The 21,406-nt window shown below is 72.5% G+C and carries 20 protein-coding genes; 17 read left to right on the plus strand and 3 right to left on the minus strand.

Going from position 1 to position 21,406, the window contains the following annotated elements; translation table 11 throughout:
* Positions 1-39 precede the first annotated feature (39 nt).
* From ruvX to ACFT41_RS01780, 4 genes are all read left to right on the plus strand, one after another.
* Positions 40-501, plus strand: a complete 462-nt coding sequence (gene ruvX, locus ACFT41_RS01765) for a Holliday junction resolvase RuvX (RefSeq protein WP_377587989.1) — start codon at positions 40-42, stop codon at positions 499-501.
* Positions 498-1,700, plus strand: coding sequence for an endolytic transglycosylase MltG (gene mltG / locus ACFT41_RS01770; protein WP_377587990.1), 1,203 nt, complete (start codon positions 498-500; stop codon positions 1,698-1,700). The genes ruvX and mltG overlap by 4 nt, the downstream gene beginning before the upstream one ends.
* Positions 1,700-2,542, plus strand: coding sequence for a shikimate dehydrogenase (locus ACFT41_RS01775; protein ID WP_377587991.1), 843 nt, complete (start codon positions 1,700-1,702; stop codon positions 2,540-2,542). The genes mltG and ACFT41_RS01775 overlap by 1 nt, the downstream gene beginning before the upstream one ends.
* A gap of 202 nt (positions 2,543-2,744) precedes the next feature.
* The gene (locus ACFT41_RS01780; RefSeq protein ID WP_377587992.1) at positions 2,745-4,610 is read left to right on the plus strand and encodes a glycerophosphodiester phosphodiesterase; all 1,866 of its coding nucleotides are present in this window, start codon (positions 2,745-2,747) and stop codon (positions 4,608-4,610) included.
* A gap of 202 nt (positions 4,611-4,812) precedes the next feature.
* Here the strand turns inward: ACFT41_RS01780 and ACFT41_RS01785 are convergent, their stop codons facing one another.
* Complete coding sequence (locus ACFT41_RS01785; RefSeq protein WP_377587993.1) at positions 4,813-5,556, minus strand: helix-turn-helix domain-containing protein; 744 nt, start codon at positions 5,554-5,556, stop codon at positions 4,813-4,815.
* 235 nt (positions 5,557-5,791) lie between these two features.
* On the opposite strand from ACFT41_RS01785, the gene ACFT41_RS01790 reads away from it, so the two are divergent.
* Both ACFT41_RS01790 and ACFT41_RS01795 read left to right on the plus strand, forming a co-directional pair.
* Positions 5,792-5,935 carry a hypothetical protein gene (locus ACFT41_RS01790; protein WP_377587994.1) on the plus strand — a complete coding sequence of 48 codons (144 nt, stop codon included), beginning with the start codon at positions 5,792-5,794 and terminating at the stop codon, positions 5,933-5,935.
* On the plus strand, positions 5,932-7,140 hold the full coding sequence (locus ACFT41_RS01795) for a helix-turn-helix domain-containing protein (RefSeq protein ID WP_377587995.1): 1,209 nt from the start codon (positions 5,932-5,934) through the stop codon (positions 7,138-7,140). The genes ACFT41_RS01790 and ACFT41_RS01795 overlap by 4 nt, the downstream gene beginning before the upstream one ends.
* A 7-nt stretch (positions 7,141-7,147) precedes the next feature.
* On the opposite strand, the gene ACFT41_RS01800 is transcribed toward ACFT41_RS01795, so the two are convergent.
* Positions 7,148-8,452: a cation:proton antiporter gene (locus ACFT41_RS01800; RefSeq protein WP_377587996.1), complete on the minus strand. Its 1,305-nt coding sequence runs from the start codon at positions 8,450-8,452 to the stop codon at positions 7,148-7,150.
* A gap of 154 nt (positions 8,453-8,606) precedes the next feature.
* On the opposite strand from ACFT41_RS01800, the gene aroC reads away from it, so the two are divergent.
* From aroC to nusB, 6 genes are all read left to right on the plus strand, one after another.
* Positions 8,607-9,785: a chorismate synthase gene (gene aroC / locus ACFT41_RS01805; protein WP_377587997.1), complete on the plus strand. Its 1,179-nt coding sequence runs from the start codon at positions 8,607-8,609 to the stop codon at positions 9,783-9,785.
* 23 nt (positions 9,786-9,808) lie between these two features.
* The gene (locus ACFT41_RS01810) at positions 9,809-10,339 is read left to right on the plus strand and encodes a shikimate kinase (RefSeq protein WP_377588012.1); all 531 of its coding nucleotides are present in this window, start codon (positions 9,809-9,811) and stop codon (positions 10,337-10,339) included.
* A gap of 202 nt (positions 10,340-10,541) precedes the next feature.
* Positions 10,542-11,618 (plus strand): 3-dehydroquinate synthase, encoded by a 1,077-nt coding sequence (gene aroB, locus ACFT41_RS01815; protein ID WP_377587998.1) that lies wholly within the window; start codon positions 10,542-10,544, stop codon positions 11,616-11,618.
* The gene (gene aroQ, locus ACFT41_RS01820) at positions 11,615-12,064 is read left to right on the plus strand and encodes a type II 3-dehydroquinate dehydratase (RefSeq protein ID WP_377587999.1); all 450 of its coding nucleotides are present in this window, start codon (positions 11,615-11,617) and stop codon (positions 12,062-12,064) included. Before aroB ends, aroQ begins: the two co-directional genes overlap by 4 nt.
* A gap of 73 nt (positions 12,065-12,137) precedes the next feature.
* On the plus strand, positions 12,138-12,695 hold the full coding sequence (gene efp / locus ACFT41_RS01825; RefSeq protein ID WP_007075814.1) for an elongation factor P: 558 nt from the start codon (positions 12,138-12,140) through the stop codon (positions 12,693-12,695).
* Between the two features lie 23 nt (positions 12,696-12,718).
* A complete protein-coding gene (gene nusB / locus ACFT41_RS01830) occupies positions 12,719-13,129 on the plus strand; it encodes a transcription antitermination factor NusB (protein ID WP_377588013.1) in 411 nt (136 codons plus the stop codon).
* Between the two features lie 125 nt (positions 13,130-13,254).
* Here nusB and ACFT41_RS01835 read toward each other — a convergent pair whose 3' ends face one another.
* Complete coding sequence (locus ACFT41_RS01835) at positions 13,255-13,743, minus strand: transcriptional regulator (RefSeq protein WP_007075816.1); 489 nt, start codon at positions 13,741-13,743, stop codon at positions 13,255-13,257.
* Positions 13,744-14,026: 283 nt separating this feature from the next.
* On the opposite strand from ACFT41_RS01835, the gene pyrR reads away from it, so the two are divergent.
* From pyrR to carB, 5 genes are read left to right on the plus strand one after another with little or no spacing between them, the layout of a single operon-like run.
* Positions 14,027-14,614: a bifunctional pyr operon transcriptional regulator/uracil phosphoribosyltransferase PyrR gene (gene pyrR / locus ACFT41_RS01840; protein WP_377588000.1), complete on the plus strand. Its 588-nt coding sequence runs from the start codon at positions 14,027-14,029 to the stop codon at positions 14,612-14,614.
* Positions 14,611-15,537 carry an aspartate carbamoyltransferase catalytic subunit gene (locus tag ACFT41_RS01845; RefSeq protein ID WP_377588001.1) on the plus strand — a complete coding sequence of 309 codons (927 nt, stop codon included), beginning with the start codon at positions 14,611-14,613 and terminating at the stop codon, positions 15,535-15,537. Before pyrR ends, ACFT41_RS01845 begins: the two co-directional genes overlap by 4 nt.
* Positions 15,534-16,811 (plus strand): dihydroorotase, encoded by a 1,278-nt coding sequence (locus ACFT41_RS01850; protein ID WP_377588002.1) that lies wholly within the window; start codon positions 15,534-15,536, stop codon positions 16,809-16,811. The genes ACFT41_RS01845 and ACFT41_RS01850 overlap by 4 nt, the downstream gene beginning before the upstream one ends.
* Positions 16,808-18,010 carry a glutamine-hydrolyzing carbamoyl-phosphate synthase small subunit gene (gene carA, locus ACFT41_RS01855; protein WP_377588003.1) on the plus strand — a complete coding sequence of 401 codons (1,203 nt, stop codon included), beginning with the start codon at positions 16,808-16,810 and terminating at the stop codon, positions 18,008-18,010. The genes ACFT41_RS01850 and carA overlap by 4 nt, the downstream gene beginning before the upstream one ends.
* Entirely contained in the window at positions 18,003-21,383 is a 3,381-nt protein-coding gene (gene carB, locus ACFT41_RS01860) for a carbamoyl-phosphate synthase large subunit (protein ID WP_377588004.1), read from the plus strand. The genes carA and carB overlap by 8 nt, the downstream gene beginning before the upstream one ends.
* The last annotated feature ends 23 nt before the right edge of the window (positions 21,384-21,406 follow it).

The following is a 21,406-nucleotide window of genomic DNA, read 5'->3' on the forward strand; positions in this document are numbered from 1 at the left end:
AGGCGGACAGCGGTCTTTTCAGGGCAGGATGAACGGAACATGGCCGAAACGGTGCACGGGGTCCGGCTGGGCGTCGACGTGGGGCAGGTGCGGGTCGGGGTGGCCCGGTCCGACCCGCACGGGGTGCTGGCCACCCCGCTGGTGACACTCGCCCGGGACCTGACCGCCGCAGAGGACGCCGTGCCGAGCGACATGGCCCAACTGGTCGCCCTGATCGCCGAGCACGAGTGCGTCGAGGTGGTCGTCGGCCTGCCGGTCAACCTCGCCGGCCAGCACGGCCCGGCCGCCCGGAATGTGAAGGCGTATGCTGACCGGTTGGCTGAGGTGATAGCGCCCGTTCCGGTAACGCTCACCGACGAGAGGATGTCGACGGTCGTGGCTTCTCGTAGGCTTGCCGAGCGTGGCGTCCGGGGAAAGCGCCAACGCGCGGTGGTCGACCAGGCCGCCGCGGTCGAGATCCTGCAGAGCTGGCTGGACGCGCAGCGGAGGCGGACGCGATGATCGACGATCTGGACCTCGGTTTCGACGAGTCGGAACGGAGTGGCGACAAAGGCAAGCACCGGCGCAGCTACGTACGCAAGCGCAAGGGCGAGTCGGGCGGGAGCGGGGGCAGGACAGCCCTCGCCCTGCTGATGGCCTTCGTCCTGCTCGGCGTGATCGGCGGCGGTGCCTTCTACGGCTTCGACCGGGTGCAGAGCTACTTCGTCACCCCCGACTACGACGGGGCCGGCACCGGCGAGGTGACCGTCGAGATCAAGCAGGGCGCGCTGATCGCCGACATGGCTGTCGCGCTCTACGACGCCGGGGTGGTCAAGAGCGCCAAGGCCTTCATCGAGGCGGCCGAGGCCAACTCGCGCAGCAAGAACATCCAGCCCGGCACCTACAAGGTGCGCAAGCAGATGAGCGGCGAGCAGGCCCTGATCATGCTGCTCGACCTGAAGAACAAGATTACGAATCAGGTCACCATCCCCGAGGGTCGCACCGCCAAGAACGTCTACAAGCTGCTGTCGGAGAAGACCAAGATCCCGATCAAGGAGTTCGAGGCCGCCGCGAAGGACCCGGAGGGGCTCGGCGTGCCGGACTGGTGGTTCAAGCGCACCGACGGCAAGCCGGCGAAGAAGTCGGTCGAGGGCTTCCTCTACCCGGACACGTACGAGATCCCGCCCAAGGCCACCGCCGAGATCCTGCTGACGACGATGGTGCAGAACTTTCTCACCGTCACCGGCGAGATGAAGTTCGCCGACCGGGTGCAGGAGGAGCGGGGCGGCATCAGCCCGTACGAGGCGCTGATCGTCGCGTCCCTCGCCCAGGCCGAGGCCGGCAACAAGGACGACCTCGGCAAGGTCGCCCGGGTGGCCTACAACCGGGTGTACGGCGAGTTCGACTGCAACTGCCTGGAGATGGACGTCACGGTCAACTACTACTTCGAGTCGATCGGCCAGGAGGGCAAGAAGTCGAAGGACATGACCGCGGCCGAGCTGGACAACCCGAAGAACCCGTACAACCGCAAGCTGCGCGGGATGATCCCCACCCCGATCAACAACCCGGGCAAGCAGGCGCTGGAGGGGGCGATGGACCCGCCCCCCGGTAAGTGGCTCTACTTCGTGGCGATCGACGACAAGGGCCACTCCGCCTTCGCCGACACGTACGAGCAGCACCTGAAGAACGAGGCGAAGGCCAAGGAGGCCGGGATCATCTGATGACGACGCCACGGCGGGCGGCGGTGGTCGGCAAGCCGATCAGTCACTCCCTCTCCCCGGTGATCCACAACGCCGGCTACGCCGCCGCCGGCCTCGCCGGGTGGTCGTACACGACGATCGAGTGCGCGGAGGCGGAGCTGGCGGCGATGGTCGCCGGCCTCGGCCCCGAGTGGGCCGGGCTGTCGGTGACCATGCCGTGCAAGGAGGCCACCCTCGCCCTCGCGGCCGAGGTGTCGCCCGTCGCCGCCGCGATGGGCGCGGCGAACACGCTGGTCCACCGCCCCGACGGCTCCTGGTACGCGGACAACACCGACGCCGCCGGCATGATCGAGCTGCTCGGCGCGGCCGGGGTGCCGCCGGGGGCCCGGTTCACCGTGCTCGGCGCGGGCGGCACCGCGCGGGCCGCCCTGGCCGCCGCCGCCCGCCTCGGCTCGGGCACGGTGACCGTGGTGGCCCGCCGCGCGTCGGCCATCGAGGAGCTGCGCCCGGCCGCCGACGCGCTCGGCCTGCGGCTGGCCGGCGCCGACTGGGCCGACGCGGCCGGTCACACCGACGCCGACGTGGTCGTCTCCACCGTCCCGAAGGGCGTCGCCGACGCGGTCGCGGCGCAGGCCCGGTGGCGGCCCGGCGCGGTCTACTTCGACGCGCTGTACGACCCGTGGCCCACGCCCCTCGCGGCCTCGGCCGAGGCGGCCGGCTGCCGGGTGGTGTCCGGGCTGGACCTGCTGGTCGCCCAGGCGGTCGGCCAGTTCGAGCACTTCACCGGCGTCCGCGCCCCGGTCGCGGCGATGGCCGCCGCCCTGTCGGTCGAGGTCGGCATCGAGATCCGCCCGACCCGGTAGCGGCCCGCCCCGCCCGGCCCGGCCCGGTTCAGCGCCGTCATGTCGGCGACATGGCGGTATCCGCGCCCACGGATACCGCCATCTCCCCGACATTCGCCGCCCACCGAGCGGACCTGCGGCCCGTCCGGTGTGCATCCGTGGGTCGGCCGGTGTCAGCGGCGGCGACACCAGGCGTTTCTGGGCGATGCCTAGCGTGCGGGGCATGTTGACCTTGAAACGACGGCCGCGCCGGTCCGTGGCCGTCCTCGCGGCGCTCGCCACGACCGCCGGCCTGCTCGCCGCCGTTCCCGTTTCCGCCCCCGCCACCGCCGCGCCCAACGACGTCGTCGTCGCCGAGGACTTCTCCGCCGGTATGCTGCCCGCCGGCTGGCGGGCCATCGACGGCGAGTGGACGGTGCGCGACGGCCGGCTGTACGGCACCGCCACCAGCGGCACCAAGAAGATCACCTTCGGCCGGCACCTCACCGACTTCCGGTTCTCCGCGACCGTCCGCTTCGAGTCCGTCGCCGAGCCGACCCGGTGGACGTCGCTCGGCCTCGACGTGCCCGCCGACGGGCGTACCCCGTGGTGGATCGCCACCATGCGCAGCGGCACCACCGCCGCGAACGGCCTGGAGTTCGCCCAGCTCACCACCGCCAACGCCTGGAACGTCACCAACACCGGCTCCGCGCCGTACGCTGCCGGCACGGGGCGGGACATGAAAATCGCCGTGGAGGTGCACGGCAACCAGGCCCGCTGGTTCCTCGACGGCCGCCAACTGCTGCGCACCAGCAGCCTCACCCGCTCCACCGACGGCGGCCAGGCCCTGATCGTCAACGGCAGCAGCGTCTCCTTCGACGACGTGCTGGTCACCGAGCTGCCGCCGAACGGCTACCTGCGCCCGGCCGGCGCGCCGCTGACCATCATCGCCCACCGGGGCGCGTCCGCCTCGGCACCCGAGAACACCCTCGTGGCGCAGGAGATCGCCCGCCGCTCCGGTGCGGACTTCATCGAGAACGACGTCCAGCCCAGCAGCGACGGGGTGCCGTTCGTGCTGCACGACGCCACCGTCGACCGCACCACCGACGGCGCGGGCGCGATCCGTACCCTCACCGCCGCCCAGCTCAAGGCCCTCGACGCCGGCTCCTGGTTCGCCCCGCAGTACGCCGGGGCCCGCCTGCCGACCCTCGCCGAGCAGCTCGCCGACCTGCGGAACCGGGGCGGCAACCTGCTGCTGGAGATCAAGGGCGCGCACACCCGCGACGAGGTGGCCCGCATCGTCGAGGTGATCCGCGCCGAGCAGATGACGAGCCGGGTCTTCGTGCAGAGCTTCGAGGTCGACGCCCTGCGCCACACCCGGGAACTCGCCCCCGAGCTGCCGACCGGCCTGCTGCGCAGCGGCCTGGACGCCGACCCGGTCGCCGTGGCGCGGGAGCTGGGCGTGACCGCGTACAACCCGACGGGCGCGGCGCTGCTGGCCCGGCCGGCCGTGGTCGCCGACCTGCACGCCGCCGGTGTCGCCGTGATGGCCTGGACGGTCGACTCGCCGGCCCAGTGGCAGCAGCTGGAGCGGATCGGCACCGACGGGATCATCACGAACCGGGCGGCTGAACTGGCCGGCTGGAACGCCGCCGGTCAGCTCGGCGCGGCCGTCCCCACCGTGTCGATCGCCGCCCCGGCCGACGGCGTCAAGCTGGACCGGGCGCAGCGGCCCCTGCTCACCGTGCCGGCCACCGACGCCGACACCGTGACCGTCACCCTCGACGGGGCGGTGGTGCCGGTGGGCAAGCCCCTCGACCTGACCGCGCTGGCGGCCGGCGCGCACCGGCTGCGCGCCGAGGCGACCGGCCCGAAGGGCACGGCCACCGCCGAGTCCACCTTCACCGTCGCGGTGACCCCGGCCGGCCTGGGTCACCTGGTGCTCACCTCCGGCGCGAAGGACCAGGCCCTGATGGTGCTCACCAACCACCTGGTCAAGCGCCGGTACGCGGAGCTGGCCCGGTACGCCGAACGGCACGCCGGGCGGCTCCTGCCCGTGGCGAAGGCGCGCGTGATCGCCGCCGACGCGCGTATCCTCGCCAGACACTGACCGGACGCGGTGCGGGCCGTCGCCGTCCGGCCCGCACCGCCCCTGCCTCCGCCCCGGCTCCGCCTTGCCTCCGCCCCTGCCTTCGCCCCGGTTGTTGATCAAGAGGTTTGCGTCATCGTTGAGATCAACTCTGACGTTTTCCTCTTGATCACCGATGCGGGCAGGTGCGGGTGATGTCGTATTCGACTCAGCTCCGTACGGCTCAGTCCTGTGGGGTGGCAGGCTTGCCATCGGCCCACAAAGACTCGAAGTGTTCGACGTATCGGTCGAACGCTCCCCCGTCCTGCCACCGTCGCAGGTGCAGCGTCACGGAGTCCTGCCCGAGCCCCGCCCCGATGTGCGTGGCGACTATGGCCTCCTCGTCGAAGACCCACACGGACATGGCGAGGTGGCGGACGGAGAAGCGGACCGGAATCACGGCGCCGACCTTGCTGAGCTCTGCGCGCGTCATCGCGATGCGAGTCGCCAGGGTGAGCGGAGTCGCTTCGGTCCTCTCCCGTTCGGCCGTGACCGGACTGTCCGGATCTCCGAGCAGGAATCGCAGGTCGGCCCCGGCGCTCGCCTTGGCTTTGAGGGTGGCGGAGACGCCGGGCACCTCCAGCCAGAGGAAATAGCTGGTGTACCCACCGAACCACAGCCGGGAACTGGCACGCCCGATCGCCTCACGGAACACCGACTGGGGGAGGTCGGCGCGGCGAGGATAGATGCCGACCAGTTCACGATCGCTTCCAACCTTCACGGCACGTCGGATCATCTCAGGCCATAGCACCCTCACATCCTCGCCCAACACCTCGGCCGCTCGCACTCTGGAGCGAGGGTGAGGTACGCGCCCCCGGCTGACCCACCTCTCCACGGTCTTCACGTCCACATCGCACCTTTCGGCGAGGTCAGCGAAGGAAAGACCGGCTGCCACGATCGCCGCCTTGAGTGCATCGTTTCGCGCCATGACGACCAGGGACCTTTCATAGACGTCCCTTCATGGTCGCATGCGAGCGGTTTAACCGTCCGTGACACGCTGGCAGCGTTCAGCGCATGCCATGTTCTGCACAACGGATGCTGCCTGCCCCGCACACATCAGGGGTGACGCGTCCCTGGCGTAGGCCCGGGCGGCTGGACCGGCCGGGGAGTCCGGGTAGGCCAACGTGCCGGCCCTCCGCCCCGCAAGAAGGCCAGGGTTCCCGGTGATCTCCGAAGTCGTGTCGATTGTGTTCGGGGGCCTGGTCCCCGGCTTCCTGCTCGGACTCCTCGCGTTCCGGGTCAAGTCCCGGTGGTGCCCCCGCTGCGGCGAGCACACCCACGCCCTGCCGCCGGAGCAGAGCAGGTGACCGGGCCCGGCCGGCGCAGCCGCGACGAGGTGCCGATCGGGCGGCGGATGGCCGAGTTGCGGGCGCGGCGGGGGATGAGTCAGCAGGTCTTCGCCGACCGGATCGGCAGGTCGAAGAGCTGGGTCGACAAGGTCGAACGAGGCGTACGCACCCTCGACCGGCTCTCCGTCATCGAAACCGTCGCCACCGCTCTCGGTGTCGCCCCGAACGTCCTGCTCACCGACAAGACCCGCCGGGAACCCGCCACCGACATCAGCGCCGCCGTGGAGCGCGTACGGGCAGTCCTCGCCCGCCACGACCCGCCCGATCCCGGCAGCGACACCCCGTCGCTGCGCCAACTCGACGACCAGGCCGCCTACGCCTGGGCCTCCTACCGCAACGGCCACCACCCACAGGTCCTACGGATCCTGCCCGACCTGCTCGCCGCCACCCGGCACACCCACCACACCGAGACAGCAGCCGACCTGCTCGTCCGCGTCTACCGGCTCACCGCCCAAACGCTGGTCAAACTCGGCGAACCCCACCTCGCCCTGCTGGTGGCCGACCGCGCCGTTATCGCTGCCACCGGCGACCCCCACCGCACCGGCCTCGCCGCCGTGTCCCTCGCCCAGGCCCTGCGCGCCCTACGGTGGGGACGCCTCGCGCAGGCTGCCGCGCTCACCGCCGTACACCAGCTGAATCTGACGCCGTCGCGCGCCTTCCTGCCCGGCGAGCCTGGACTGACCGGAACCCTGCTGATCGAAGCCGCCCTCGCCGCCGCCACCTACGGCGCCGCCGCCACCGCCCACGACCTCACCGAACGCGCGGCCCACCTCGCCACCGCCCACGGCGGCCGGCACCACGACGGCGACGGCACCGCCTTCGGCCCCACCGCCGTCACGCTCGCCCGCGCCCTGGCCGCCACCCACCTCGGCGACCACCACCACGCCGTCACCCTCCACCGCCGGGCCACCACCGACGACGGCTGGCACCGGATTCCCGCCGAACACCGCGCCGCCCACCTCATCGACATCACCCGCGCCCACCTCGACCTCGGCGACCACCACGCCGCCGGCCGCGCCCTGGTCACCGCCGACGACATCGCCCCCGCCGAAACCCGCGCCCGCTCCGCCGCCAGAACCGCCCTCACCGCCGTGCTCCGCGCCGGGCACACCCCCGCCGACCTGACCCGCCTCGCCACCACCATCGGGCTGACCCGGCGATGACCACACGTCACCCGCGCCGTCGACGGGCCGGGCGCCCCTCGCCCCGGCGGGCCGACCGCCGGTTCGACACCTCGCGCAGCCGGTCGTACCAGGCGGGGGTGGTGGCCGGGTCGAAGATCCGGGCAACCACGATGTCCGTCGAGGAGTGGGCCAGGATCGACAGTACGATCGTCAGCGCCACCAGGTGGAAGATCTCGTCCCCGGCGGTGATGCCGGCCTCCAGCACCAGCAGCCCGTAGACCACCGAGGCGAAGCCCTTCGGCCCGAACCACATGGCGGCGAACTGCTCGGTGCGGGTCAGCCGCGAGCCGAGGAACGACACGGCGAGCGCCAGCGGGCGGGCCACCACGATCGCCAGCGCCGCGAACACCCAGCCGGTCCAACTGATCTCGCCGAGGAACTCGATCGAGATCAGCGCGCCGAACACCAGCAGCGCGGCCAGCTTGAACAGTTCGGCGATCAACTCCCCGAAGTGCTCGAACGCCTCCCGCTGCCGCTCGCCGAGGGTGGCCACGGTGATGCCGGCGGCGAACGCGGCGAGGAAGAGGTTGGCGTGGGTGACCTGCCCGAGCGCCAGCACCAGCAGGCCGATGGCGACGCCGTTGAGCGGCTCGTACGCGGTGGAGGCAGCGAGGAACCGGCTGCGCTCCAGCCGCAGCGCCAGCCACGGCACGGCGACGCCGATCACCACGCCGAGCAGCAGCTCCCAACCCAGCTCGCCCAGGTGCAGGTCGTCCGACCCGGCGGCGACGGCCAGGAAGAGGATCACGAACGGCAGCGCGAGGCCGTCGTTGACGCCGGACTCCACGTTCAACAGGTGCCGCAGCCGCCCCGGCACCCGCTCGTTGCCGACCAGCGCGGCGGCGAAGACCGGGTCGGTGGGGGAGAGGATCGCGCCCAGCAGCAGCGACTCCGCCCAGGGCAGGCCCACCAGGTAGTGGGCGAGTAGCGCGGTGATCAGCAGGGTCAGCGGCAACCCCCAGCCCAGCGCCCGGCCGGGCAGCCGCCACGCCGAGCGCAGGTCGGCCCAGCCGACCCGCATGCCGTCGGTGAACAGCACGGTGAACAGGGCCAGCTCGGCCAGGGTCGCCACGAGCGGGGAAGAGGCGTTGACGTCCAACACCCCGGTGGTCTCCGGCCCCAGCAGGAAGCCGGCGACCAGGAACAGGACGGCGGTGGAGAGGATCGTCCGGTGCGCCAGGCTGGACAGCAGCACGGCGAGCAGCAGGACGGCGGCGAAGGCGAACAGCAGCACCGGCACTCCCGGGTCGAAGGGGTCGACGGAGGAACCGCCGACCAGACTTCCCGGCACGCCGGGAGGATCGTAGCTGCCGGTCGCCGTCCCCGGTGGCCGGGGTCCCAGCGGTGATCGCGGTCGGGGTCACGGTGGTGAAGGCGGCGTCCGTAGTGCGGGACGCGGTGGGCGGCGCGGTGGGACGTGACCCGGGCGTGACAGACTTGCCCACGTGTTGCGCTGGCTGACTGCAGGTGAATCGCACGGTCCCGCCCTCGTCGCGATGTTGGAGGGCGTGCCCGCCGGGATCGAGGTGACCACCGGCGAGATCGCCGGTGAGCTGGCCCGCCGCCGGCTCGGCTACGGCCGGGGTGCCCGGATGGCCTTCGAGCAGGACGTCGTCGAGTTCATCGGTGGGCTCCGGCACGGCGTCACCCTGGGCAGCCCCGTCGCCATCCGGGTCGGCAACTCCGAGTGGCCCAAGTGGCAGACGGTGATGGCCGCCGACCCGGTGGACCCCGACGAGCTGGCCCGGCAGGCCCGCAACGCGCCGCTGACCCGCCCGCGCCCGGGCCACGCCGACCTGGCCGGCATGCAGAAGTACGGCCACACCGACGCCCGGCCGATCCTGGAGCGGGCCAGCGCGCGGGAGACCGCCGCCCGCGTCGCCGTCGGCACGGTGGCGAAGGCCCTGGTGAAGCAGGCCCTCGGCATCGAGATCGTCTCGCACGTCGTGGAGCTGGGCTCGGTCGCCGCGAAGCCGGGGCTGCGGCCGACGCCGGAGGATGCCGAGCGCATCGACGCCGACCCGCTGCGCTGCCTCGACTCCGACGCGAGCGCCCGGATGGTCGCCGAGATCGACGCCGCGAAGAAGGCCGCCGACACGCTGGGCGGCGTGGTCGAGGTGCTGGCGTACGGGGTGCCGCCGGGTCTGGGCAGCCACGTGCAGTGGGACCGCAAGCTCGACGCCCGGCTCGCCACGGCGCTGATGTCGATCCAGGCGATCAAGGGCGTGGAGATCGGCGACGGCTGGTTGCAGGCCCGCTCCCGCGGCTCGGAGGCGCACGACGAGATCGTGCCGACCGCCACCGGGGTGCGCCGGGTGACCGACCGGGCCGGCGGCCTGGAGGGCGGCATCACCACCGGCGAGCCGTTGCGGGTGAAGGCGGCGATGAAACCGATCTCGTCGCTGAACCGGGCCCTGGCCACGGTGGACGTGGCCACGGGGGAGCCGGCGACCGCCATCAACCAGCGTTCCGACGTCTGCGCCGTGCCGGCCGCCGCCGTGGTCGCCGAGGCGATGGTGGCGCTGGTGCTCGCCGAGGCCGCCGTGGAGAAGTTCGGCGGCGACTCGGTGGCCGAGATGCGCCGCAACCTGGCCGGCTACCTCGACGCCCTGGTGATCCGGTGAGCCTGACGCCGCCTGACGACTCGGTGTCCCCTGGTGATCCGGGCGGCCGGACGCGGCCGCTGGTCGTCATCGTCGGGTCGCCCGGTTCGGGGAAGACCACCGTCGGCGAGGCACTCGCGGAGCTGCTCGGGGTGGAGTTCCGCGACACCGACGCCGACATCGAGGCGATGGCCGGCAAGCCGATCCCCGAGATCTTCGTCGACGAGGGCGAGGACCACTTCCGCGCCCTGGAGCGGGCCGCCACCGCCGCGGCGCTGACCTCCTGCGCCGGGGTGCTCGCCCTCGGCGGTGGCGCGGTGCTCGCCGAGGAGAACCGGGCCGCCCTGGTCGGGCACACCGTGGTGCACCTGAGCGTCGAGCTGGCCGACGCGGTGAAGCGGGTCGGGCTGGGCGCCGGCCGGCCGTTGCTGGCGATCAACCCGAGGGCGACGCTGAAGCACCTGATGGACCAGCGCCGCCCGCTGTATGCCGAGGTGGCGACCGTGACGGTGGTCACCGACGGGCGTACGCCGGAGGAGATCGCCGCCGAGGTCGCGGCCCTGCTCAAGCCCTGAGTCCCCGCCCCGCCCCGCCACCCTCCCGCCCCGTCGCCGGTCGCGCGCCGGTCGCATCCGGCCGCGTCGCGCCGCCCGCGATGTCAGGAAGGGACCCTTCCTATACAGAATGCGTTGACAAGGGGCCCTTCCTTACCACCAAGGCGCCAGGGAGTGGACAGGCGGCGCCTCGTGGGCGGCGGCTGGACTAGGCTCCCGGGCGATGGACGAGGTGACCTGGATTCCGGTCGGCGGCGAACGGCCGTACGACGTGCTGGTGGGACGCGACCTGCTCGACGCGCTCCCGACGTTGCTGCCCGGCGCGAGCCAGGTGGCGGTGCTGCACGCACCGCCGCTGAAGGGGCTGGCCGACGCGATCGGCACGCGCCTGGCGGCGGCCGGGGCGGCACCCCTGTTCGTGGAGGTGCCGGACGCCGAGGCGGGCAAGGCCATCGAGGTGGCCGCCGCGTGCTGGGACCGGCTCGGCGAGGCGGGCTTCACCCGCACCGACGCGGTGGTCGGGGTGGGCGGCGGCGCGGTCACCGACCTGGCTGGCTTCGTCGCGGCCTGCTGGCTGCGCGGGGTGCGCTGGGTGCCGGTGGCGACGTCGCTGCTGGGCATGGTCGACGCGGCGGTGGGCGGCAAGACGGGGATCAACACGGTGGCCGGCAAGAACCTGGTCGGCGGCTTCCACCCGCCGGTCGGGGTGCTGTGCGACCTCGCGGTGCTCGACAGCCTTCCGCCGGCCGACCTGGCGGCGGGGCTGGCCGAGGTGGTCAAGTGCGGGTTCATCGCCGACCCGGTGATCCTCGACCTGGTCGAGCGGGACCGGGCGGCGGCGACGGACCCGACGTCGCCGGTGGTCCGGGAGCTGATCGAGCGGGCGATCCGGGTGAAGGCCGACGTGGTCTCCGGCGACCTGCGCGAGTCCGGGGTGCGCGAGGTGCTCAACTACGGTCACACCCTGGCCCACGCGATCGAGAAGGTGGAGGGGTACCGCTGGCGGCACGGGCACGCCGTGTCCGTCGGGCTGGTCTACGCGGGCGAGCTGGCCCGGCTGGCGGGCCGGCTGGACATGGAGACCACCGCCCGGCACCGCACGGTGCTGACGGCCCTCGGGCTGCCGACGGCGTACCGGGCCGACGCGTGGCCGCAGCTGCTGGCCGCGATGCGGGTGGACAAGAAGAGCCGCGGCTCGCGGCTGCGGTTCGTGGTGCTCGACGCGCTGGCCCGCCCGGCGATCCTGGAGGGCCCGGACGACGAGCTGTTGCACGCCGCCTACCGGGAGGTCGCCTCATGAGGGTGTACGTGCTGAACGGGCCGAATCTGGGCCGGCTGGGCACCCGCCAGGTCGACGTGTACGGGGCGACCAGCTACGCCGACCTGGTGGGGCTCTGCGAGGCGACCGGCCGGGAGCTGGGGCTGGACGTGACGGTCCGGCAGACCGACGCCGAGCACGAGCTGGTGGGCTGGCTGCACGACGCGGCCGACGAGCAGGCGGCGGTGGTGCTCAACCCGGCCGCCTGGTCGCACTACTCGATCGCGGTGCGGGACGCCTGCGCGCTGCTGCGCGGCACCCTGGTGGAGGTGCACATCTCCAACATCCACGCCCGGGAGGAGTTCCGCGCGCACTCGGTGGTGTCGGCGGTGGCGACGGGGGTGATCTGCGGGCTGGGCGTGGACGGCTACCGCCTCGCTCTGCACCACCTGGCGGCCCGCGCGGGCGCGGGAACGGCCGGCGGCTGACGGCGGGAACGGCCGGCGGCGGCAGCTAGTAGACTTGCCAGGTCTGTCCGCCAATTGATGATCAAGGCAGGAAATGGCCACCACCAACGACCTGAAGAACGGCCTGGTACTCAACCTCGACGGGGAGCTCTGGGCCGTCGTGGAGTTCCAGCACGTCAAGCCCGGTAAGGGTGGCGCCTTCGTGCGTACCACGCTGAAGAACGTGCTGTCCGGGAAGGTGGTCGACAAGACCTTCAACGCGGGCACCAAGGTCGAGACCGCGACCGTGGACAAGCGCACGATGCAATACCTCTACGCCGACGGCGAGGACTACGTCTTCATGGATCTGGAGACGTTCGACCAGATCACCGTCCCCGGGGGCACCGTCGGCGAGGCCGCCAACTACCTCCTGCCGGAGGCCGAGGCGACCGTCGCCACCCACGAGGGCGTGCCGCTCTACATCGAGCTGCCGACCTCCGTGGTGCTGGAGATCACGTACACCGAGCCGGGCCTGCAGGGCGACCGGTCGACCGGCGGCAACAAGCCGGCGACGGTCGAGACCGGCGCGACCGTGCAGGTGCCGCTCTTCATCACCACCGGCGAGAAGATCAAGGTCGACACCCGCGACGGCCGTTACCTCGGCCGCGCCTGATGGCCGAGGGTGCCAAGCAGCAGATGCCGGCGCGCCGCAAGGCGCGCAAGCGGGCGCTGGACGTGCTCTTCGAGGCCGACCTGCGCGACCGGCCGCCGGTGGAGGTGCTCGCCGGCTACGTCGAGCGGATCGAGAAGCCTCACCCGGAGCACCTGGGGTACGCGGTCAGCCTCATCGAGGGGGTGGCCGCGCACCTGGGCCGGATCGACGAGCTGATCGCCAGCTACGCCGAGGGTTGGACGCTGGACCGGATGCCGGCGGTGGACCGCAACCTGGCCCGCATCGCCGTCTACGAGCTGCTCTATGTCGACGAGCTCGACGACGCGGTAGCGATCAGCGAGGCTGTCGAGCTGGCCCGGCAGATGTCGACCGACGATTCGCCGCGCTTCCTCAACGGGGTGCTCGGCCGGATCGCCGAGTACGCCACGCGCTGACGGGCGTCGTCGACAAGGTCCCGACCCGCTCCGTGCCGGGCGGCAGTGTCGAGAAGGGCCCCGGCGCTGTCGAAAAGGGCCCGTGCCGTCGGCACGGGCCCTTTCGGCGTGACCGGCGTGACCGGTCAGGACGCGAAGAACGCCCGCGGGTCGGCGACGAGCACGCCGTGCTCGGTGAGGCGCTCGATCAGCCCGGACGGCGAGGCGTCGTAGACGATCGCCAGGGCGCGCAGGTCGTCGGCGCGGATGGAGAGCACCCGGCCGTTGTAGTCGCCCCGCTGCTGCTGGATGGCGCGGGCGTACCGGGCGACGTAGGCCAGGTCCTCGGAGGCGTCGTCGTAGAGCCGCTCCAGGTCCAGGACGATCTTGCTGGTGGGCTCGTGTCGCACCCCGCTGCCGTCGGGCAGCAGCTCGGAGACGGGCACCCGGTAGAAGTCGGCCAGCTCGGCCAGGCGGGACACCGTGACGGCGCGGTCACCGCGCTCGTACGAGCCGACCACCACGGCCTTCCACCGCCCGTTGGACTTCTCCTCCACTCCCTGCAGGGACAGACCCTGCTGCTGGCGGATGGAGCGCAGGCGGGCGCCCAGCGACTTGGCGTATTCAGAGGGCATTCGGACACTCCCAGTGCTGCTCGGGGTTCACCCCGCGATCGCTACGGAGCGTGACGGTACGGGGATTGCGACAACTGGTCAAGTGGTCGTGACCCTACCGTTGGGCTGCGCGGGGGAGTTGTCCCGATTCGCCAGCCTGATTCTGGGGTCAGTGCCGGCGTCGGGCGGTCCCGTGACCGCTGGTAACGTGGCATGCAGCCCCCGCCCGGGCCGCTCGCGGCCGGCCGGAGGAGTCAGACGTCCTTTAACGACCCGTCCCGTGAGGCGGGGAAGGAGGTCCGCCGTGGCCTACCCATCGGCTGCCCATGCGTCGCCGCCGCGACAACCCTCGGTGAAGGTGATCCTCGCCGCAGCGGACGTCTCGCGGGTGGTCGACCGCATCGCACACCAGATCCTCGAGAAGACACAGGGCGCCGCCGACACCGTGCTGCTCGGGATTCCCACCCGCGGGGTGCCGCTCGCGCGGCGGCTCGCCGCCCGGATCGGCACCTTCGAGGACGTCGCCGTCCCGGCCGGTGTGCTCGACATCACCCTCTACCGCGACGACCTGCGCCGGCACGCCACCCGCGCGGTCGGCCCGACCCAGCTTCCGTCGGGCGGGATCGACGGCAAGCGGGTCGTCCTCGTCGACGACGTCCTCTTCTCCGGCCGCACCGTCCGGGCCGCCCTCGACGCGCTCAGCGACGTGGGCCGCCCCGCCTCGGTGCAGCTCGCCGTGCTGGTCGACCGGGGCCACCGGCAGTTGCCGATCCGCGCCGACTACGTCGGCAAGAACATCCCGACCGCCCTGGCCGAGAACGTCCGGGTCACCCTCGCCGAGACCGACGGCGCCGACGAGGTCAAGCTGTACGGGGAGGCGACCGCCGCATGATTCGGCACCTGCTCTCCGGCGCCGACCTGGACGCCGTCACCGCCACCCAGATCCTGGACACGGCTGCCGAGATGGCCACGGTCGCCGGCCGGGAGGTCAAGAAGTTGCCCGCGCTGCGTGGCCGGACCGTGGTGAACCTCTTCTACGAGGACTCCACCCGGACCCGGATCTCGTTCGAGGCGGCGGCGAAGCGGCTCAGCGCCGACGTGATCAACTTCTCGGCCAAGGGCTCCAGCGTGGCCAAGGGCGAGAGCCTGAAGGACACCGCGCTCACCCTCCAGGCGATGGGCGCCGACGCGGTCGTCGTCCGGCACCCCGCCTCCGGTGCCCCGCACCGGCTGGCCAACTGGGTCGACGGGTCGGTGGTCAACGCCGGCGACGGCACCCACGAGCACCCCACCCAGGCGCTGCTGGACGCGTACACGATGCGGGCCCGGCTGGGCCGGCTCGCCGGCCTGCACGTCGCGGTCGTCGGGGACGTCCTGCACTCCCGGGTCGCCCGCTCCAACGTGCTGCTGCTGTCCACCCTCGGGGCGAAGGTCACCCTGGTCGGCCCGCCCACGCTGATCCCCGTCGACATCGCGCAGGCCCTCGCGCCCGGCATCGACGTCTCCTACGACCTCGACGCCGTGCTGCCGAACGTCGACGTGGTGATGATGCTGCGGGTGCAGCGGGAGCGGATGACCGACTCCTACTTCCCGTCGGCCCGCGAGTACGCCCGCCGCTACGGGCTCGACGGGCCCCGGATGCGCCGGCTGCCGGAGCACGCGATCGTCATGCACCCCGGGCCCATGAACCGGGGCATGGAGATCACGCCCGAGGTCGCCGACTCGCCCCGCTCCACCATCGTCGAACAGGTCGCCAACGGGGTCTCCGTGCGGATGGCCGTCCTCTATCTGCTGCTCGGGGGGAAGAACCTGTGACCGCGTACCTGATCACCAACGTGAGCGTCGTCGGCGCCGCGCCGACCGACCTGCTCATCCGCGACGGCGTCGTCGCCGAGACCGGCACCGGGCTCACCGCACCGGACGCCACTCAGCTCGACGGCACCGGGCTGGTGGCCCTGCCCGGCCTGGTCGACCTGCACACCCACCTGCGCGAGCCGGGCCGCGAGGACGCCGAGACCGTGGAGTCCGGCTCCCGGGCGGCGGCGCTCGGCGGCTACACGGCGGTCTGCGCGATGGCGAACACCTCCCCGGTCGCCGACACCGCCGGCGTGGTCGAGCAGGTCTGGCGGCTCGGTCGGGAGGCCGGGCTGGTCGACGTGCAGCCGATCGGCGCGGTCACCGTCGGCCTGGCCGGGGAGCGCCTGGCCGAGCTGGGCGCGATGGCCGACTCGGCGGCCCGGGTGCGGATCTTCTCCGACGACGGGCACTGCGTCGCCGACCCGAAGCTGATGCGCCGGGCGCTGGAATACGTCAAGGCGTTCGACGGGATCATCGCCCAGCACGCCGAGGAGCCCCGGCTCACCGAGGGCGCGCAGATGCACGAGGGGGAGGTCTCCACCCGGCTCGGGCTCACCGGCTGGCCGGCGGTCGCCGAGGAGGCGATCATCGCCCGGGACGTGCTGCTCGCCGAGCACGTCGGCAGCCGGCTGCACGTCTGCCACGTCTCATGCGCCGGCAGCGTCGAGGTGCTGCGCCAGGCCAAGGCCCGGGGGGTACGCGTCACCGCCGAGGTCACCCCGCACCACCTGCTGCTCACCGACGAGCGGGCCGGCACGTACGACCCGGTGTTCAAGGTCAACCCGCCGCTGCGCACGGCCACCGACATCGCCGCGCTGCGCGCCGCCCTGGCCGAGGGCGTGATCGACGTCATCGCCACCGACCACGCCCCGCACGCCGTGGAGGACAAGGAGTGCGAGTGGGCGTACGCCCGGCCGGGCATGCTCGGCCTGGAGACGGCGCTGTCGATCGCGCTGGACGTGCTCGGCCCGCAGTGGGACCTGATCGCCGAGCGGATGTCGCGCGCCCCGGCCCGGATCGCCGGGCTCGACGGCCACGGCCTCGACCCGGCCCCCGGCGTGCCGGCCAACCTGACCCTGGTCGACCCGGCCGCCCGCCGGGTCATCGAGCCCGCGGAGCTGGCCAGCCGCAGTCGCAACACCCCGTACGCCCGCATGACGCTGCCGGGTCGCATCGTGGCGACCTTCCTGCGCGGCGAGCCGACGGTCCTGGACGGAAAGGCGGTCAAGTGACCAGCAAGCGCAGGCCCGCGATCCTCGTACTGGAGGACGGGCGCACGTTCCACGGCGAGGCGTACGGCAGCGTCGGCGAGACCTTCGGCGAGGCGGTCTTCAACACCGGCATGACCGGCTACCAGGAGACCCTGACCGACCCGTCGTACCACCGGCAGGTGGTGGTGCAGACCGCCCCGCACATCGGCAACACCGGCGTCAACGCCGAGGACGACGAGTCGGCCCGGATCTGGGTCGCCGGGTACGTGGTGCGCGACCCGGCCCGGGCCGCCTCGAACTGGCGGTCCACCGGCACTCTGGCGGACCGGCTCGCCGCCGAGGGCGTGGTCGGCATCAGCGGCGTCGACACCCGCGCGCTGACCCGGCACCTGCGCGAGCGCGGCGCGATGCGGGTCGGCATCTCCAGCGTCGACGACGACCCGCGCGCCCTGCTGGCCCGGGTCCGCCAGTCGCCGCAGATGGTCGGCGCGGACCTCTCCGCCGAGGTGAGCACCGCGCAGCCGTACGTCGTCGCCGCCGAGGGCCCGCACCGGTTCACGGTGGCCGCCCTGGACCTGGGCATCAAGCGCAACGTGCCGCGCCGGCTCGCCGCGCGCGGCGTCACCACCCACGTGCTGCCCGCCGGGTCGAGCCTCGACGACCTGCTCGCCACCGGCGCGGACGCCGTCTTCTTCTCGCCCGGTCCGGGTGACCCGGCCACCGCCGACGGCCCGGTGCGGCTGGCCCGCGAGGTGCTCGGCCGGCGGATCCCGCTGTTCGGCATCTGCTTCGGCAGCCAGATCCTCGGCCGGGCGCTGGGCTTCGGCACCTACAAGCTCGGCTACGGCCACCGGGGGATCAACCAGCCGGTGCTCGACCGGGCCACCGGCAAGGTCGAGGTGACCAGCCACAACCACGGCTTCGCGGTCGCCTGGCCGGGCCGCGAACAGGAGCAGGGCGCGGTCGTGCCCGACCAGGTGATCGACACCGAGTTCGGCGGCGTCGAGGTGTCCCACGTCTGCCTCAACGACAACGTGGTCGAGGGGCTGCGGGCGCTCGACGTGCCCGCCTTCACCGTCCAGTACCACCCGGAGGCGGCGGCCGGTCCGCACGACGCGGACTACCTGTTCGACCGCTTCGCCGAGCTCATCGAGGGTCGTGCCCTCGACCAGCGGCCCAGTGAAGGCCGGACCCACAGCGAGGGGCGCGCGCATGCCTAAGCGGACCGATCTCAAGCACATCATGGTGATCGGCTCCGGGCCGATCGTCATCGGGCAGGCCTGCGAGTTCGACTACTCCGGCACCCAGGCGTGCCGGGTGCTGCGCAGCGAGGGGATCCGGGTCAGCCTGGTCAACTCGAACCCGGCGACGATCATGACCGACCCGGAGTTCGCCGACGCCACGTACGTCGAGCCGATCACCCCGGAGTTCGTCGAGCTGGTCATCGCCAGGGAGCGTCCCGACGCGCTGCTGCCCACCCTCGGCGGGCAGACCGCGCTGAACACGGCGGTCGCCCTGCACGCCGCGGGCGTGCTGGACAAGTACGGCGTCGAGCTGATCGGCGCGAACATCGACGCCATCAACCGGGGCGAGGACCGGCAGCTGTTCAAGGACATCGTCGCCAAGGCCGGCGCGCGCCTGGGCCTGGCCGACCCGGCCTCGCTGGTGCCCCGCTCGCGGGTCTGCCACTCGATGGCCGAGGTCGAGGCCACGGTCGCCGAGCTGGGCCTGCCGGTGGTGATCCGGCCGTCGTTCACGATGGGCGGCCTCGGCTCCGGCATGGCGCACACCGACGCCGACCTGGCGCGCATCGCCGGGGCGGGCCTGGCCGCCAGCCCGGTGCACGAGGTGCTCATCGAGGAGAGCGTGCTCGGCTGGAAGGAGTACGAGCTCGAACTCATGCGCGACCGCCACGACAACGTGGTGGTGGTCTGCTCGATCGAGAACGTCGACCCGATGGGCGTGCACACCGGCGACAGCGTGACCGTGGCCCCGGCGATGACGCTGACCGACCGGGAGTACCAGCGGCTGCGCGACCTCGGCATCGCGGTGCTGCGCGAGGTCGGGGTGGACACCGGCGGCTGCAACATCCAGTTCGCGGTGAACCCGGCCGACGGCCGGATCGTCGTGATCGAGATGAACCCCCGGGTGTCCCGCTCCTCGGCCCTGGCGTCGAAGGCGACCGGCTTCCCGATCGCGAAGATCGCCGCGAAGCTGGCCATCGGCTACACCCTCGACGAGATCCCCAACGACATCACGTTGAAGACCCCGGCGGCGTTCGAGCCGACCCTGGACTACGTGGTCGTGAAGATTCCCCGGTTCGCGTTCGAGAAGTTCCCCGGCGCGGACCCGGAGCTGACCACCACCATGAAGTCGGTCGGCGAGGCGATGAGCCTCGGGCGCAACTTCACCGAGGCGCTGAACAAGGCGATGCGCTCGATGGAAACCAAGGCGTCGGGTTTCTGGACGGTGCCCGACCCGGCCGACGCCACCCGAGAGAACACCCTGGCCGCGCTGCGGGTGCCGCACGACGGCCGGCTCTACACCGTCGAGCGGGCGCTGCGGCTCGGCGCGTCGATCGCCGAGGTCTCCGCCGCGTCCGGCGGGATCGACCCGTGGTTCCTGGACCAGGTCGCCGCGCTGGTGGAGCTGCGCGCGGAGATCGTCGACGCCCCGGTGCTCGACGCCGGCCTGCTGCGCCGCGCCAAGCGGGCCGGCCTGTCCGACCGGCAGCTCGCCGCGCTGCGCCCCGAGCTGGCCGCCGAGGACGGGGTACGCACCCTGCGCCACCGGCTCGGCGTCCGCCCGGTCTACAAGACGGTGGACACCTGCGCCGCCGAGTTCGAGGCGACCACCCCCTACCACTACTCGACGTACGACTCGGAGACCGAGGTCGCGCCCTCGGCCCGGCCCAAGGTGATCATTCTCGGCTCGGGGCCGAACCGGATCGGCCAGGGCATCGAGTTCGACTACTCGTGCGTGCACGCCGTCCAGGCGCTGCGCGCCGCGCCCGTCGGCTCGGCCGCCGCTGGTGGTGGCGGCGGCTACGAGACCGTCATGGTCAACTGCAACCCGGAGACCGTGTCGACGGACTACGACACGGCCGACCGGCTCTACTTCGAGCCGCTGACCTTCGAGGACGTCCTGGAGGTCTGGCACGCCGAGGATTCCTCCGGCAGGGCGGCCGGCGGGCCGGGCGTGGTCGGGGTGGTCGTGCAGCTCGGCGGGCAGACCCCGCTGGGCCTGGCGCAGCGGCTCAAGGACGCCGGGGTGCCGATCGTCGGCACCTCCCCGGAGTCGATCCACCTGGCCGAGGAGCGGGGCGCGTTCGGCGCGGTGCTGGCGCGGGCCGGGCTGCGCGCCCCGGCGCACGGCATGGCCACCTCCTACGGGGAGGCGAAGGCGATCGCCGCCGAGATCGGCTACCCGGTGCTGGTGCGCCCCTCGTACGTGCTCGGTGGGCGGGGCATGGAGATCGTCTACGACGACCCGACCCTGCGCGACTACATCGGGCGGGCCACCGACATCTCCCCGGACCATCCGGTGCTGGTGGACCGGTTCCTCGACGACGCCATCGAGATCGACGTGGACGCCCTCTGCGACGCCGACGGCGAGGTCTACCTCGGCGGGGTGATGGAGCACATCGAGGAGGCCGGCATCCACTCCGGCGACTCGTCCTGCGTGCTGCCGCCGATGACGCTGGCCGGCTCGCACCTGGCGCAGGTGCGTCGCTACACCGAGGCCATCGCCAAGGGGGTGGGGGTGCGTGGCCTGCTCAACGTCCAGTACGCCCTCAAGGACGACGTGCTGTACGTGCTGGAGGCCAACCCCCGCGCGTCGCGGACGGTGCCGTTCGTGTCGAAGGCCACGGCGGTGCCGCTGGCCAAGGCGGCGGCCCGGATCGCGCTCGGCGCGACCATCGCCGAGCTGCGCGCCGAAGGGCTGCTCCCGCCGACGGGCGACGGCGGCACCATGCCGGCCGACGCGCCGATCGCGGTGAAGGAGGCGGTGCTGCCGTTCAAGCGGTTCCGCACCCCGGCCGGTAAGGGCGTCGACTCGCTGCTGGGCCCGGAGATGAAGTCCACCGGCGAGGTGATGGGCATCGACACCAAGTTCGGGCACGCCTTCGCCAAGAGCCAGTCCGCCGCGTACGGGTCGCTGCCGACCGCCGGGCGGATCTTCGTCTCGGTGGCCAACCGGGACAAGCGCGGCATGATCTTCCCGATCAAGCGCCTGGCCGACCTGGGCTTCGAGATCGTCGCCACCGCCGGCACGGCGGAGGTGCTGCGCCGGCACGGCATCGCCTGCGAGCAGATCCGCAAGCACTACGAGGCCGGCGCGGGTGCCGACGCGGTGTCGATGATCCTCGCCGGCGACGTGGCGCTGGTGGTGAACACGCCGCAGGGCTCCGGGGCGAGCGCCCGCTCCGACGGCTACGAGATCCGCAGCGCCGCCGTGACGGCGGACATCCCCTGCATCACCACGGTCCCGGGCGCGGCGGCGGCGGTGATGGGCATCGAGGCCCGCATCCGCGGCGACATGACCGTCCGCCCTTTGCAGGACCTGCACGCCACCCTGCGGGCGGGCGAGTGATCGCCGGGACACCGGGGAGCACC

Origin of the sequence: Micromonospora sp. NPDC057141 (assembly GCF_042670805.1) — a bacterium.
Lineage (GTDB): Bacteria > Actinomycetota > Actinomycetes > Mycobacteriales > Micromonosporaceae > Micromonospora.